Raw genomic sequence first — 14356 nt, 5'->3', positions numbered from 1 at the left:
GTGCGCGGGGACTACCAACAGTTGGTGGACGAGATCTCGGCGGCGCTCGGGGCGCCGGCGACGTTGGAGGACCGGGACTTCGGATTGATCGCGTTCGGCGCGCACGAGAGCGAGGACGACGAGGTCATGGACCCGGTGCGGACCCGTTCGATCCTCCAGCGGCGGTCCTCGGCGGCGGTGCGCGCGTGGTTCGAGGCGTTCGGCATCGCCCGCGCCACCGCGCCGCTGCGGATCCCCCCGGACCCGGCGGCCGGGGTCTTCAAAGGCCGGATCTGTCTCCCCGTACGGCACCGCGGGGTGGTGCACGGGTACGTGTGGCTGCTGGACGACGGTCATCTGACCGACCTGGAGCTGGGCGGCGCGAGCGCCCCGCCCGACCCCCGGATGGCCCAGGCGATGGAGATCGCCGCGCGGATCGGCGCGCTGCTGGCCGACGAGTCCCGGGCCGGCTCCGAACTCGCCCAGGTGTTGCGGGAGTTGCTGACCTCCCCGGGCGCCGGTCGGGCCGCCGCGGCGGCCGCGCTGCGGGACGCCCTGCGGGACACCCTGCGCTTCGCCCCCGGCACCCCGCTCACCCTGGTGGCGGTCCTGCCCTGGGACGCCGCCGCCACCGACACCGCTCCGCTGCCCAGCCTGCCCGGGCTGCTCGCGGCCTGTCCGCTGCCCACGGCCGCCGGCGGCCCGCCGGACGGCGCGGACCGCCCGGACGCGCCCGCCGGGGCCGGCTCCGGCGCCGCCGGCCGGGCACGGACCGAGCCCGCACTGGCCGCGCTCGTCCGGCTGCGCCAGACCGGGTCGCTGACGCCGGCGCACACGGCCGCCGAGCACCTGCTGCGCTCCCCGCGGGCGGGGAGCGCCCCGAGCCCGGCCGGCCGGGCGGGGGCCCGCCCCTCCCTGGCCGCCGCCGGGATCGGGCTCGCCACCCGGGAGCTCACCGACCTGGCGACCTCCTGGCGGCAGGCCCTGGACGCGGCCCGCGCGGCCCGCGCCGAACCCCGGCTCGGCCCCGTCGCCGCCTGGCACACCCTCGGCGCCTACCGGATGCTGACCGCCCTCCCCGCCACCCCGACCGACCCCGCGGTCGGACCGCTGCTGGCCCCCGCGCACGCCGAACTCGCCCGGACCGCCGAGGCGTTCTTGGACTGCGCGGGACAGGCCGGCCGCACCGCGCAGCAGCTGGGCATCCACCGCCAGACGCTGTACTACCGCCTGGGCCGGGTCGAGAAGCTGACCGGCCTCGACCTGGACGAGGGCGCGGACCGGCTGCTGCTGCACATGGCACTGAAGGCGGCGCGGCTCTGACAGCGGCGCGGCTCTGACGGCGGCCGGCCCTCGGGTCAGTCGGCCGGCGGCGGCGCGGGCCGGCCTCCCCCGGCCGGCGCCGCGCCGCAGAACTCCGCCTCGGCCACGTCGACGTAGAGCGCCGGATCCGGCAACCAGTCGCCGTTGACGTCGAACGTCAGCTGGTGCCGCCCGTCCGGCGTGCCGAACATCGCGGACAGGGAGCCGTTGGTCCGGCCGGTGTGGCCGAGCACCGTCGTCCCGCAGGACAGCTCGACGGCGTCCACCCCGAGCCCGAAGGCGTAGCCCTCGCCCGCCGGAACGGTGCGCCGCAGCTCCGCCATCTGGGCGGGCGGCAGCAACCGGCCGCCGAGCAGCGCCCGGTGGAAGCGGTTGAGGTCGCGGGTGGTGGAGATGATCTCGCCGGCCGCGCCCAGCCAGCTCATGTCCTGCTCGGTGGCGTCGTGTACCGGGGCGTTCGGGGCGGGGTCGTGGAGCCGGCTGTAGCCGACCGGGTGCGGTGCGGGCAGCGTCGGGTCGGTGCCGGGGAACGAGGTCTCCGTCAGCCCCAGCGGTCGCAGGATGCGGCGCGTGGCCTCGTGGGCGTAGGGGTGCCCGGTGGCCTTCTCGATGACCATCCCGGCGAGGACGTAGTTGGTGTTCGAGTAGTGCGGCGGCCCGCCCGGCGCGTTCGTCGGCGGGTGCTGCATCGCGACCGCCACCAGGTCCTCGGGCCGGTGGGTGTCGTAGCGGTGCGCGGGGAAGCCGGCGCCGGCGGAGCGTTCGCGGAAGACCGGGTCATCGGTGTGGTTGAAGACGCCGCTGGTGTGGTTGAGCAGTTGGCGCAGGGTGATCGTGCGGCCGTCGTGCCCGTGGCCCCGCACGCGTCCGGGGAGCCAGTCGTCGACGGTGTCGTCCAGGTCGAGCCGTCCCTCGGCGGCCAGTTGGAGCAGGACCGTGGCGATGAACGGCTTGGTGTTGCTCGCCGCGCGGAAGTGCTGGTCGGCGGTGTGCCGCCGTCCGGTGGCGGTGTCCGCGAAGCCGGCCGCACCCGTCCAGGTGCCCGCGTCGTCGTCGACCCGGGCGAACGCACCGGGCTGCCCGCCCGCCTCGACCAGTCTCCCCAACGCGGCCTGCGTCGCCGCGTGGCGTGAACCGGCCGCGCGGGCCGGTGCGTTCGCCGCGGTGTCGGCGGCCTGCGCGGGCGCGGCGAGGGGCCCCGCCGCCACCACGGACGCCACGGTCAGGGCCAGCAGGGACGTGCGTGCGCTTCGGCGCTGCATGGGCGGATTTCTCCCGTCGTCGACGGCGCGGGGCGCGGCCGTGTGACGGGAAGGACGCCGAACTCCGTTGTGGGAGTTGAGCGTTGTCGGAGGCCCGAGGCGGCGTCGCCGGATGCCCCGGAGTGCCCCGGGACGCCACCTGTTGTCCATGAAGCCGTTGTCCACAGGACCTGTTGCACCTCGCTACCGGCAAGTAGCGTGTCGGCCGACCGAGGGCCCCCGCTGCCGGGACGGCCCGCCGGGCACTGCTGCCTGCCGCCATGCACCACCGCCCCAGGGGGATTCGATGACCGGGATGAACCGCCGCCAGTTCGTGTCGAGAATGTCCGCCGCGGTGGCGGGCGCCGCCCTGTGGTCGGCGACCTCCTACGACCAGGCGCTGGCCGTCACCGCGGCCCGGGCCGTGCGCACCAGGGGCACCACGCTGGAGCAGGCCGCCCGCCCGGTGGGCACCGGCGCGTACAAGCGGTTGGCGGCCGGGCCCGGTTGGCCGCTGGTGGTGCGCGGCGACCTGGCCGGCGCCGGCGCGGGCCGGGACGACCGGCGCACGGGGCTCGCCTCGTTCGTGCAGTTCACCGACCTGCACCTGGCCGACGTCGAATCGCCCGTGCGGTTCGAGTACCTGGCGCGGTTCAACGACAGCGCGTACCGCCCGCAGGAGGCGCTGACCGTGCGCGGCGCCTCGTCACTGGTCGAGCGGGTCAACGCGGTGCGCCGGGGCCCGTACACCGACCTGCCGTTCGGCTCGGTGATGGCCACCGGCGACAACACCGACAACCACGAGCAGATCGAGCTCGACTGGTACCTGACGGTGATGAGCGGCGGCCGGATCACCCCCAGCAGCGGCGACCCCCGGCGCTACGAAGGCGTGCAGAACTCCGGCAACGCGGCGTTCTGGAACCCGGAGTCCGCGCTCCAGGACGCCTACAAGGCCAAGGGGCTGCCGCAGATACCCGGCTTCCTGACCGGCGCGACCCGCCCGTTCACCGCACCCGGCCTGTCCGTGCCCTGGTACACCACGGTCGGCAACCACGACGACAGCATCGAGGGCACCCTGCCCGACCTCGGGCTGCTGGGCGAGCTGTACACCGGCGACCGGAAGCTGGAGGGCTGCGACGACGCCGCCGCGGCCCGGCTCGCGGACGCGCTCAAGAACGACCCGGCGCACGCCGCGACGCTGCTCGGTGCGCTGCTGTCCGGGGGCGGCGCGATCCGCAAGATCACACCGGACGAGCGGCGCCGCCCGTTCACCCCGGCCGAGTTCGCCAAGGCCCATCTGGACCCGGCGTACACCGGCGCGGGCCCGGTGGGCCACGGCTTCACCTCCGACGCGGCGGCCAGCGGTCGCCTCTACTACTCCTTCCCGCTCGCCGAGGGCGTCCTGGGCATCAGCCTGGACACCACCAACCGGGCGGGCTGGGCGGACGGTTCGGTGGGCACCGCCCAGCTGCGCTGGCTGGAGTCGGTCCTCCAGGGGCACAGCGGCCGCTGGTACGACGCCGACGGCCGTACGGTGCGCGGCAGCGGCGGCGACGCACTCATCGTCCTCTTCAGCCACCACACCAGCACCAGCATGGGCAACCTGCTGCCGGACCCGTACCACCCCTTCGAGGCGCGGCACGACGGCAAGACCCTGGTCGACCTGCTCCAGCGCTACCCGAACGTCGTCGCCTGGGTGAACGGCCACACCCACGAGAACCGCATCACCCCGCACGGCCACCCGGTGCCGGAGCGCGCCTTCTGGGAGATCAACACCGCCTCGCACGTCGACTATCCGCAGCACGCCCGGATCATCGAGCTGGCCGACAACGGCGACGGCACGCTGTCCCTGTTCACCACCCTCATCGAGTCCGCGGCCCCGTACACCACCGACGTCACGGACACGTCCGACGCCGGGCTGGCCGCCCTCTACCGCGAACTGTCCTACAACGACCCCTACGCCACCCCGGACGCCAAGCTCGGCACCGCCGCCGACCACAACACCGAGCTGCTGCTCACCCGTCCCGGGAAGTGAACCGCGGGACCCGGGCACCGGCCCGGATCCGCCCCGGCCCCGGTTCCGGCTCCGGCCCCGGCTCCGGTTCCGGTTGCCGGTCCGCCGCCCCGGTCCGGTTCAGCGCGGCCGGTCCGTCCCCGGTCCGCCGCGCTCGTCCCGGCCGCGCCACGGCCGCTCGTCGTCGGCCGCCCCCTTCCGTCGGGGCGGTCCGCCGGCCTCGTCGGCCTCGGTGTCGAACTCCAACTGCTCCCCGGACCGCCCGGTGTCGTGGGAATCCTCGGCGCCGCGGGAGACCGCCATCGGGCGGGCGTCGTCCCGGGTCCGGGCGTCGGTGAGTTTGTTGCGCTCGCCACCGGCCCGGGTGCGGTGCTGCTCGGTGGGCTCCGCGGGCGCCCGGCCCGGCCGCCCCGCCTCTTCCCCCACCGGCCCCCGCGTGCCGGCCGCCCCGGTGGGCCCGGCCGGACCACCGGCCCCCACGCTCGGTGTACCGGTCGGTCCGGTCGGTTCCGTCGCCCCCGGCCGGATCAGCCCGTAGTGGCGGTAGAGCCGCTCCTCCTCGGACGGATCGAGATGGCCTTCGGCGTCGATCCGCGGTGCCTGCTTGATCGTCGACTTGGTGTGCGGGACGTGCAGCTCGTCACCGGTGCGCCGGGCCCCGGCCAGCGGCACGAAGGTCTCCTTGATCCCGAACAACCCGGTCCGCACGGTGATCCACTCGGGCTCGTTGGTGGCGTCGTCCCGGTACACCTGCTGGACGAGGCCCACCTTCGCGCCCTCCACGTCCACCACGTGCAGCCCGGTCAGGCTCTGCGGCGTGCCACCCAGGGGTGCGTTCATGACGTCCTGCCTCCTTCCGCGCGCACCCGCTCCACGGCACGCGCACTTCCCATTGCGCGCCGCGAACGTCGCCCCAGCGACCCGGCGGCACCGCCGACACCGGGCCCCGGCAGCCGCGCGACGGCGCTGGCGGGCCACCCACCACCGCCCGCCTCCACCCCCCGCTACGCCGTTCGGGTGAATCGTTGACGGATCAGCCGTCGCTCGTACTGGAGCCGGAACGTCCGCACGGGCCCCGACGGCAACGGGCCCGGCCCCCGCCGAGGCGGGGACCGGGCCCGTTGACCTGCGAGAACCGGTGGCTCAGTGGGTGAGGTTCACGGCGCGCACCGAGGTCGCGCCGATCTCCTCGGAGATCTCGGCCAGCACGTTCGCCGGAATGGTGTCGTCGACCGTGAGCACGACCAGCGCCTCGCCGCCGACGTCGGCACGGGCGACCTGCATGCCGCCGATGTTGATGCCCGCCTCGCCCAGGATCCGGCCGACGGTGCCGACGACGCCGGGGCGGTCGGTGTAGCGCAGGAACGCCATGTGGTCGGCGAGCGCCAGGTCGATGGAGTGGTCACCGACCGCCACGATCTTCTGGACGTTCTTGTGCCCGGCGAGGGTGCCGGAGATCGACACCTCCTCGCCGCCCGCCAGGGTGCCGCGCACGGTGACCACGTTGCGGTGCTCGGGCGACTCGCTGCTGGTGGTCAGCCGCACCTCGACGCCGCGCTCCTGCGCGAACAGCGGGGCGTTGACGTAGGACACCGTCTCGGCCACGACGTCCTCGAAGACGCCCTTGAGCGCGGAGAGTTCGAGCACCTTGACGTCGTGCTGGGTGATCTCGCCGTACACCTCGACGTCGAGGCGCATGGCGACCTCACCGGCCAGCGCGGTGAAGATCCGGCCCAGTCGCTCGGCCAGCGGCAGCCCGGGCTTGACGTCCTCGGCGATCACACCGCCCTGGACGTTGACCGCGTCCGGCACCAGCTCGCCGGCGAGCGCCAGCCGCACCGACTTGGCGACCGCGATGCCGGCCTTCTCCTGCGCCTCACCCGTCGAGGCGCCCAGGTGCGGGGTGCACACGACCTGGTCGTAGGCGAACAGCGGCGAGTCGGTGCAGGGCTCGACGGCGTACACGTCGAGGCCGGCGCCGGCGACCCGGCCGTCCTTGAGCGCGCTGGCCAGCGCCTCCTCGTCGACGATCCCGCCGCGCGCGGCGTTGACGATGCGGACGCTCGGCTTGACCTTGTGCAGCGCCTCGTCGCCGATCAGCCCGAGGGTCTCGGGGGTCTTGGGGAGGTGGACGGTGATGAAGTCCGACACCTCCAGCAGCTCGTCCAGCGTCAGCAGCTTGACGCCCATCTGGGCGGCGCGCGCCGGCTGCACGTACGGGTCGTAGGCCACCACCTTCATGCCGAAGGCGGACATCCGCTGGGCGACCAGCACGCCGATCCGGCCCAGACCGACCACGCCGAGGGTCTTCTCGCTGAGCTCGACGCCGGTGTACTTGCTGCGCTTCCACTCGCCGTTCTTCAGCGCGGTGTTGGCCTGCGGGATGTTGCGCGCGGTGGCGACCAGCAGACCGCAGGCCAGTTCGGCGGCGGTGACGATGTTGGAGGTCGGGGCGTTGACGACCATCACGCCGGCCTTGGTGGCGGCGGAGACGTCGACGTTGTCCAGGCCCACCCCGGCCCGGGCGACGACCTTCAGCTTCTTGGCGGCGGCGATCGCCTCGGCGTCGACCTTCGTCGCGCTGCGCACGAGGACGGCGTCGACGTCGGCGATGGCGGGCAGCAGTTCGGCGCGGTCGGCGCCGTTGCAGTGCCGGATCTCGAAGTCCGGGCCGAGGGCGTCGACGGTGGCCGGCGACAGTTCCTCGGCGATCAGTACAACGGGTTTACCCGGGTTGGCAGTGCTCACGTGGTCTTCAGTCCTCATCTAGTCCGCTGCGGGTGCCTCCCACGCCCTGGAGGCAGTGGGGGAGGACGGCCGTCCCAACGGCCGAAGGCGGTATGGGGGAAAGCCGCGTGGAAGACGCACGACGCTGTGAGCCTGACGCGCTTGTGTCGAGCAGTGTAGTGGCGGGGCCCGGCGCGGTCTGTGCCGAAGCGTAAGGATCACCCATGCGTGGTTCTACGCGGTGGACAAGGTGGTGCGGCGGCGCGCGTGAACGCGGCGCCGCCGCATGCGGACAGGGGGCCGCGAGCGGTGCCGCGACCCCCTGTCCCGGGGCTTACGCCTCGTCGTCCACCCAGCTCATCAGCTTGCGCAGCTTCTTGCCGGTGGTCTCCAGCAGGTGGTCCTCGTCGGCCTTCTTGTACTCGTTGTACTTCGGCAGGCCGGCGTTGTACTCCGCCATCCAGTTGTTGGCGAAGGTGCCGTCCTGGATCTCGGCGAGCACCTTCTTCATCTCGGCCTTGGTGGCGTCGGTGATGATCCGCGGGCCGGTGACGTAGTCGCCCCATTCGGCGGTCTCGGAGACCGACCAGCGCATCTTCTCCAGGCCGCCCTCGTACATGAGGTCCACGATCAGCTTCAGCTCGTGCAGGCACTCGAAGTAGGCGATCTCGGGCTGGTAGCCCGCCTCGACCAGGGTCTCGAAGCCGGCCTTGACCAGCGCCGAGGCACCGCCGCAGAGCACCGCCTGCTCACCGAACAGGTCGGTCTCGGTCTCCTCGGTGAAGGTGGTCTTGATGACGCCGGCACGGGTGCCGCCGATGCCCTTGGCGTAGGAGAGCGCCAGCTCGAACGCCTTGCCGGAGGCGTCCTGCTCGACGGCCGCGATGCACGGCACGCCGCGGCCCTCTTCGTACTGACGGCGGACCAGGTGGCCCGGGCCCTTGGGGGCGACCATGCAGACGTCGACGCCGGCCGGGGCCTTGATGAAGCCGAAGCGGATGTTCAGGCCGTGGCCGAAGAACAGCGCGTCGCCGTCCTTCAGGTGGTCCTTGATGGACTCCTCGTAGACCTTGGCCTGGATCGGGTCCGGCACCAGGATCATGATGACGTCGGCCTCGGCCGCCGCCTCGGCGGGGGTCACCACGCGCAGGCCCTGCTCCTCGGCCTTGGCCTTGGACTTGGAGCCCTCGTGCAGACCGACGCGCACGTCGACGCCCGAGTCGCGCAGGGACAGCGCGTGGGCGTGACCCTGGCTCCCGTAGCCGATGACCGCCACCTTGCGGTTCTGGATGATGGACAGGTCGGCATCGTCGTCGTAGAACAGCTCGGCCACTTCGGGTATCTCCTTGGATCTAGCGGGGTGCCCACACACTATGTCGGGCAGGGTGGGGAAAGTCGGGGGGTCTCGCCATACGGTCCGAACGGACCGCGGGAATCAGGCCGTACGGTCCAGTGCGCGCAGCGAGCGGTCGGTGATGGAGCGGGCACCACGGCCTATGGCGATGGTGCCGGACTGCACCAGCTCCTTGATGCCGAACGGCTCCAGCATCCGCAGCATGGCCTCCAGCTTGTCGCTGGACCCGGTGGCCTCGATCGTGACCGCGTCCGGCGAGACGTCCACGGTCTTGGCGCGGAAGAGCTGGACGATCTCGACGATCTGCGAGCGGGTCTCGTTGTCGGCGCGGACCTTCACCAGGACCAGTTCGCGCTGGATGGCCGAGCCGGGCTCCAACTCGACGATCTTCAGGACGTTGACGAGCTTGTTGAGCTGCTTGGTGACCTGCTCCAGCGGCAGCGACTCCACGCTCACCACGATGGTGATGCGGGAGATGTCGGGGTGCTCGGTCACCCCGACCGCGAGCGAGTCGATGTTGAAGCCGCGGCGGGAGAACAGCGCGGCGATCCGGGCGAGGATGCCGGGGGTGTTCTCCACCAGGACGGAGAGCGTGTGCTTGGACATGTCGTCTTCTCTCTTCTTCCGTGCGTCCGGTTCGTCCTGGCTCAGTCGTCTTCGCCGTCGCCGAAGTCGGGACGGACGCCCCGGGCGGCCATGACCTCGTCGTTGGAGGTGCCGGCGGCGACCATCGGCCACACCTGGGCGTCCTCGTGGACGATGAAGTCGACGACGACCGGGCGGTCGTTGATCGCGTTGGCCTTGGCGATGACCGCGTCCAGCTCGGCCGGGTCCTCACAGCGCATCGCGACGCAGCCCATGGCCTCGGACAGCTTCACGAAGTCCGGGACGCGGGTGCCCCGGGCCTCCGGGTTGATGTCCTCGGGACCGCTGTGCAGCACGGTGTTGGAGTACCGCTGGTTGTAGAAGAGGGTCTGCCACTGGCGGACCATGCCCAGGGCGCCGTTGTTGATGATGGCGACCTTGATCGGGATGTTGTTGAGCGCGCAGGTGACCAGTTCCTGATTGGTCATCTGGAAGCAGCCGTCGCCGTCGATCGCCCAGACGGTGCGGTCCGGCTGGCCGGCCTTGGCACCCATCGCGGCGGGCACGGCGTAGCCCATGGTGCCGGCGCCGCCGGAGTTCAGCCAGGTGGCGGGCTGCTCGTAGTCGATGAAGTGGGCGGCCCACATCTGGTGCTGGCCGACGCCCGCGGCGAAGATCGTGTCGGCCGGGGCGAGCTTGCCGATCCGCTCGATGACCTGCTGCGGGGAGAGGCTGCCGTCTTCCGGCAGGTCGTAGCCCAGCGGGTACGTCTCGCGCCAGCGGTTGAGGTCCTTCCACCAGGCGCTGTAGTCGCCCTTGTGGCCGGCCTCGTGCTCGGCCTGGACCGCGACGATCAGGTCGGCGATGACCTCGCGGGCGTCGCCGACGATCGGCACGTCCGCGACGCGGTTCTTGCCGATCTCCGCCGGGTCGATGTCGGCGTGCACGACCTTGGCGTACGGGGCGAAGGAGTCCAGCTTGCCGGTGACCCGGTCGTCGAAGCGGGCGCCGAGGGTGATCAGCAGGTCCGCCTTCTGCAGCGCGGCGACGGCGGTGACCGCGCCGTGCATGCCGGGCATGCCCAGGTGCTGCGGGTGGCTGTCGGGGAACGCGCCCAGGGCCATCAGGGTGGTGGTGACGGGTGCGCCGGTCAGCTCGGCGAGCACCTTGAGCTCCGCGGTGGCACCGGCCTTCAGGACGCCGCCGCCGACATAGAGCACCGGGCGCTTGGACTCGGCGATCAGCCGGGCCGCCTCGCGGATCTGCTTGGCGTGCGGCTTGGTGACGGGCCGGTAGCCGGGCAGCTCGGTGTGCGGCGGCCAGACGAAGGTGGTCTGCGCCTGGAGGGCGTCCTTGGCGATGTCGACCAGGACCGGGCCGGGGCGACCGGTGGACGCGACGTGGAACGCCTCGGCGATCGTCTTGGGGATGTCGGCCGGGTCGGTGACCAGCCAGTTGTGCTTGGTGATCGGCATGGTGATGCCGCAGATGTCCGCCTCCTGGAAGGCGTCCGTGCCGATCGACTTGGAGGCCACCTGGCCGGTGATCGCGACCAGCGGGACGGAGTCCATGTGCGCGTCGGCGATCGGGGTGACCAGGTTGGTGGCGCCCGGTCCGGACGTCGCCATGCAGACTCCGACCTTGCCGGTGGCCTGGGCGTATCCGGTGGCGGCGTGTCCCGCGCCCTGCTCGTGCCGCACCAGCACGTGCCGGACCTTCGAGGAGTCCATCATCGGGTCGTAGGCCGGAAGGATCGCACCGCCGGGAATGCCGAACACGGTGTCGGCCCCGACCTCCTCCAGCGAACGGATGAGGGACTGCGCTCCCGTGACGTGCTCGACGGTCGCGGGCTGGTGCGATCCGCCGGAGTTACGGGCCCGCGGCTGCGGATGGTGGGCCCCGGTGGCCTGCTCGGTCATCTGCGTCTCTTCTCGAAGCTGAGGGTTTTGACGGGATTTGTGAGGTTGCGATGCAACAAAAAACCCCTCGTGCCGTGAGGCAAGCGAGGGGAGCGCGCCGGTGTGGTCAGCTGGGTTCGTCAGGGGCCCAGCTTCAGCCGACGCGCTTTCCAAGTACGAGAATTCGGGTGCGCATGGCACTGACCCTCCCCCTCTGGCGCACCGAGTGTCAAGTGGGTGGGACGGAGGTCTCACTATTTGGGCGCAACGGGGGACGCTCCTGTCTCACCGGCCCCGGCGCCGGCACTCCGCCGGACCGGACGGCTGCCACTGAGCACCACGGACCGCCCCTGACCGGTCAGGTCCGGCACCGGGTAACTGCCGCGGGTCAGCGCCCGGCGGAGCCGGGGCTCGTCCAGCGGCCCGGAGAAGGCCAGGCCCATGCCGTGTGTGCACCCCATGGAGCGCAGGGCCAGCACCTGCTCGGGCAGGTCCACTCCCTCGGCCACCGCGTGCATGCCGAGGTCGGAGGTGATCCGCAGCAACCCCGCGGTGATCTTGTGGAGCCGGGCGGACTCCACCACCCCGTCGATCAGCCCGCGGTCCAACCGCAGGACGTCGATGGGGAGCCGGCGCAGGGCGCTCATCGCGGCGTCCCCGCTGCCGAAGCCGTCCAACGCGATCCGGACCCCCAGACGGCGCAGCGCGACCAGTCGGCGCTCCAGGTCGTCCAGCGGGATCCGCGGGTCGCTTTCGGACAGTTCCAGGACGAGTGCGCCCGAGGGGAGGCCGTGCCGCGCGAGCAGCGCCTCGATGGCCTTCGGCGTCAGTGCGCGGTCCAGCAGGCGACGGGCGGAGAGCCGGACCGCCACCGGGACCTGGTGGCCGGCGCGGTGCCGCACGGCGGCCTGTGCCACGGCCTCCTCCAGCTGCCACCGGCCGAGCTCGGCGGCGCGCTCGCCGCCCTCGTCGGTGAGCCGCCCGCGGTCGCCGACCCGGAGGAACTCGGCCGGGGTGAACAGGATGCCCTCGGCGGACCGCCAGCGGGCGTGCGCGGCCACCGCGGTGATCTTGCCGCTGGCCAGCTCGACCACCGGCTGGTGCAACAGGGCGAACTCGCCGTCCTGGAGGGCGGTGCGCAGCTTGCTGGCGAGTTCGGCGCGGTGCGCGACCTCGTCCTGCATCTGCGGTGCGTAGAGCTCGACCCGGCCCTTGCCGGCCTGCTTTGCGCGGTACATCGCCAGGTCGGCGTTGCGCAGCAGGCCCGCCGGGCTGATGCCCGGTTCGGCGAAGGCGACGCCGATGCTGGCCGCGACCCGGACGTCCCGGCCGTCGATGCGGTACGGCTCGGAGAGCCGCACCCGCAGCCGGTCGGCGATCTCCAGGATGCGGAACTCGCGGGCCGCGAGGTCCCGGGTGCCGTCACCGGTGATGAGCGCGGCGAACTCGTCGCCGCCGAGCCGGGCCGCTATGTCGCCGGCGCGCACCGATTCCGCCAGCCGGCGGGCCGCCTGGATCAGCAGCTCGTCGCCCGCCTGGTGTCCGATGGTGTCGTTGACCTGCTTGAAGCCGTCGAGGTCGATGTAGAGCACGGCGGTGTCGTGGTCGGTGGCCCGGCGGCCGGTGACGGCCTTGGTGACGCGCTCGGTGAACAGTGCGCGGTTGGGCAGGTCGGTGAGCGTGTCGTGGGAGGCGTTGTGCTGGAGCTGGGCCTGGAGCCGGACGCGCTCGGTGACGTCGCGGGAGTTGAAGATCAGGCCGCCGTGGTGGCGGTTGACCGTGGATTCGACGTTGAGCCAGCCGTTGCCGCCGGCGCGCTGTCCGCCGGCCCGGAAGCGGCACTCGATCCGGGTGGTCGGCTCGACCTCGGGTGCGGCGGCGAGGAAGCGCCGGACCTCGTGGACGACCCGGCCCAGGTCCTCCGGGTGGATCAGCGAGGCCAGCTCGGAGCCGACCAGTTCCTCGGCGTCCCGGCCGTAGACCCCGGCGGCGGCGGGGCTGACGTAGCGCAGTACCCCGGTCGGTGCGGCGATCATGATGACGTCGCTGGAGCCCTGCACCAGGGAGCGGAAGTGGTTCTCCTTCTGCGCCAACTCCTGGGTGAGGGTGATGTTGTCGAGCAGCATGATGCCCTGTCGGACGACCAGGGCCAGGACCACCGTGCACCCGGTGAAGAGCACCACGCGGTCGATGCGCCGCCCGTCCAGGACGTTGGTGAGGATGCCCAGGGTGCAGACGGCGGCGGCGAGGTACGGGGTCAGGGCGGCCAGCGAGCCCGCGATGGGGCGACTGCCGGACGGCAGCGGGCGGCGCGCCGCGAGCCGGGCCTCCTCGGCGGCGGCCTCCGCGCCGGTGCGGCGGCCCACCCACGGGGCGTAGGCGAAGAGCATCGAGCCGGCGAACCAGCCGGCGTCCAGGATCTGGCCGGAGCGGTAGTGGTCGTGCAGCAGCGGGGAGCTGAACAGCGCGTCGCACAGCACCGTCACCGCGAGCGCGGCGATCGCGGTGTTGATCGCGGAGCGGTGCACGGAGGAGCGCCGGAAGTGCAGCGCCAGGACCATGCTCACCAGCACGATGTCCAGCAGTGGGTAGGCCAGCGAGAGGGCGCTCTGGGCGACCGTGCGGCCCTGGAAGTGCGCGGTGTGCGCGAGCGCGAGGCTCCAGGACAGGGTCAGCAGCGAGCCGGCGATCAGCCAGGCGTCGAGCCCGAGGCAGACCCAACCGGCCCTGGTCACCGGTCGCTTGGCGAGCACCAGCAGGCCGACGATGGCCGGCGGCGCGAACAGCAGGAAGCAGAAGTCGGCCATGGACGGGCTGGGGACCGCGGCGACCCGGACGACTTCGTACCAGCCCCAGACGCCGTTGCCGAGGCCGGCCATCCCGGAGGAGATGGCGAACAGGACCCAGGCCGGGCGGAAGGGCGTGGCGTACTTGCGGGCGTACAGGCCGCAGGAGACGGCCGCAACGAGGGCCGCGAAGCTGAGTCCGAAGTCCCCCATGATCGCGGCGGTCCGGGGTGACCCCCAGCCCATCGTGGAGCCCACGGCGTAACCCCCGCAGACGACGGCCAGCGCGACCTGCGGCACCGGGCTCGGGGCACCTGAGGTCTGCGCGGGCGAGCGCGAGAGCATGGCCCCCGGGGCGCTCACCGTGCTCTTCCGTTCTTCCGGGCCGGGCCGCGTCGGGAACGGCGCGTCCGTGGCCCCGGTGACATTGCTGCGGGCGGTCGTGGATC

Annotated in this window: 9 protein-coding genes; 2 read left to right on the top strand and 7 right to left on the bottom strand. The window is 72.6% G+C overall.

Annotated features, from left to right (window positions below):
* Positions 1-1302 (top strand): PucR family transcriptional regulator, encoded by a 1302-nt coding sequence (locus tag ACJ6WD_RS11880; protein ID WP_407615756.1) that lies wholly within the window; start codon positions 1-3, stop codon positions 1300-1302.
* Between the two features lie 35 nt (positions 1303-1337).
* Here ACJ6WD_RS11880 and ACJ6WD_RS11875 read toward each other — a convergent pair whose 3' ends face one another.
* On the bottom strand, positions 1338-2564 hold the full coding sequence (locus ACJ6WD_RS11875) for a serine hydrolase (RefSeq protein WP_233658468.1): 1227 nt from the start codon (positions 2562-2564) through the stop codon (positions 1338-1340).
* A 286-nt stretch (positions 2565-2850) separates the two neighbouring features.
* Between ACJ6WD_RS11875 and ACJ6WD_RS11870 the strand changes: the two genes are divergently transcribed.
* Positions 2851-4578: a TIGR03767 family metallophosphoesterase gene (locus ACJ6WD_RS11870; RefSeq protein ID WP_407615755.1), complete on the top strand. Its 1728-nt coding sequence runs from the start codon at positions 2851-2853 to the stop codon at positions 4576-4578.
* Positions 4579-4677: 99 nt separating this feature from the next.
* Here the strand turns inward: ACJ6WD_RS11870 and ACJ6WD_RS11865 are convergent, their stop codons facing one another.
* From ACJ6WD_RS11865 to ACJ6WD_RS11840, 6 genes are all read right to left on the bottom strand, one after another.
* The gene (locus tag ACJ6WD_RS11865) at positions 4678-5397 is read right to left on the bottom strand and encodes a PRC-barrel domain-containing protein (protein ID WP_267952747.1); all 720 of its coding nucleotides are present in this window, start codon (positions 5395-5397) and stop codon (positions 4678-4680) included.
* A gap of 303 nt (positions 5398-5700) precedes the next feature.
* Positions 5701-7323: a phosphoglycerate dehydrogenase gene (gene serA / locus ACJ6WD_RS11860; RefSeq protein ID WP_233658466.1), complete on the bottom strand. Its 1623-nt coding sequence runs from the start codon at positions 7321-7323 to the stop codon at positions 5701-5703.
* Positions 7324-7618: 295 nt separating this feature from the next.
* Positions 7619-8617: a ketol-acid reductoisomerase gene (gene ilvC, locus ACJ6WD_RS11855; protein ID WP_016575310.1), complete on the bottom strand. Its 999-nt coding sequence runs from the start codon at positions 8615-8617 to the stop codon at positions 7619-7621.
* 102 nt (positions 8618-8719) lie between these two features.
* The gene (gene ilvN, locus ACJ6WD_RS11850; protein ID WP_016575311.1) at positions 8720-9244 is read right to left on the bottom strand and encodes an acetolactate synthase small subunit; all 525 of its coding nucleotides are present in this window, start codon (positions 9242-9244) and stop codon (positions 8720-8722) included.
* A 41-nt stretch (positions 9245-9285) separates the two neighbouring features.
* Positions 9286-11142 (bottom strand): acetolactate synthase large subunit, encoded by a 1857-nt coding sequence (locus ACJ6WD_RS11845; protein ID WP_016575312.1) that lies wholly within the window; start codon positions 11140-11142, stop codon positions 9286-9288.
* A gap of 233 nt (positions 11143-11375) precedes the next feature.
* Positions 11376-14270, bottom strand: a complete 2895-nt coding sequence (locus ACJ6WD_RS11840) for a putative bifunctional diguanylate cyclase/phosphodiesterase (protein ID WP_374206811.1) — start codon at positions 14268-14270, stop codon at positions 11376-11378.
* Positions 14271-14356: the final 86 nt, after the last annotated feature.

Origin of the sequence: Streptomyces sp. VTCC 41912, from assembly GCF_045799175.1 — a bacterium.
Taxonomy (GTDB): Bacteria; Actinomycetota; Actinomycetes; order Streptomycetales; family Streptomycetaceae; genus Streptomyces; species Streptomyces albulus_C.
Note: the sequence above shows the minus strand (reverse complement) of the source record. Positions and strands in the feature narration are given on the sequence as shown.

What these genes read in the sequence shown, in the direction of transcription:
- serA (WP_233658466.1), bottom strand. Translation starts at nt 7,323, where the DNA reads ATGAGGACTGAAGACCACGTGAGCACTGCCAACCCGGGTAAACCCGTT.
- ilvN (WP_016575311.1), bottom strand. Translation starts at nt 9,244, where the DNA reads ATGTCCAAGCACACGCTCTCCGTCCTGGTGGAGAACACCCCCGGCATC.
- ACJ6WD_RS11870 (WP_407615755.1), top strand. Translation starts at nt 2,851, where the DNA reads ATGACCGGGATGAACCGCCGCCAGTTCGTGTCGAGAATGTCCGCCGCG.
- ACJ6WD_RS11875 (WP_233658468.1), bottom strand. Translation starts at nt 2,564, where the DNA reads ATGCAGCGCCGAAGCGCACGCACGTCCCTGCTGGCCCTGACCGTGGCG.
- ACJ6WD_RS11845 (WP_016575312.1), bottom strand. Translation starts at nt 11,142, where the DNA reads ATGACCGAGCAGGCCACCGGGGCCCACCATCCGCAGCCGCGGGCCCGT.
- ACJ6WD_RS11865 (WP_267952747.1), bottom strand. Translation starts at nt 5,397, where the DNA reads ATGAACGCACCCCTGGGTGGCACGCCGCAGAGCCTGACCGGGCTGCAC.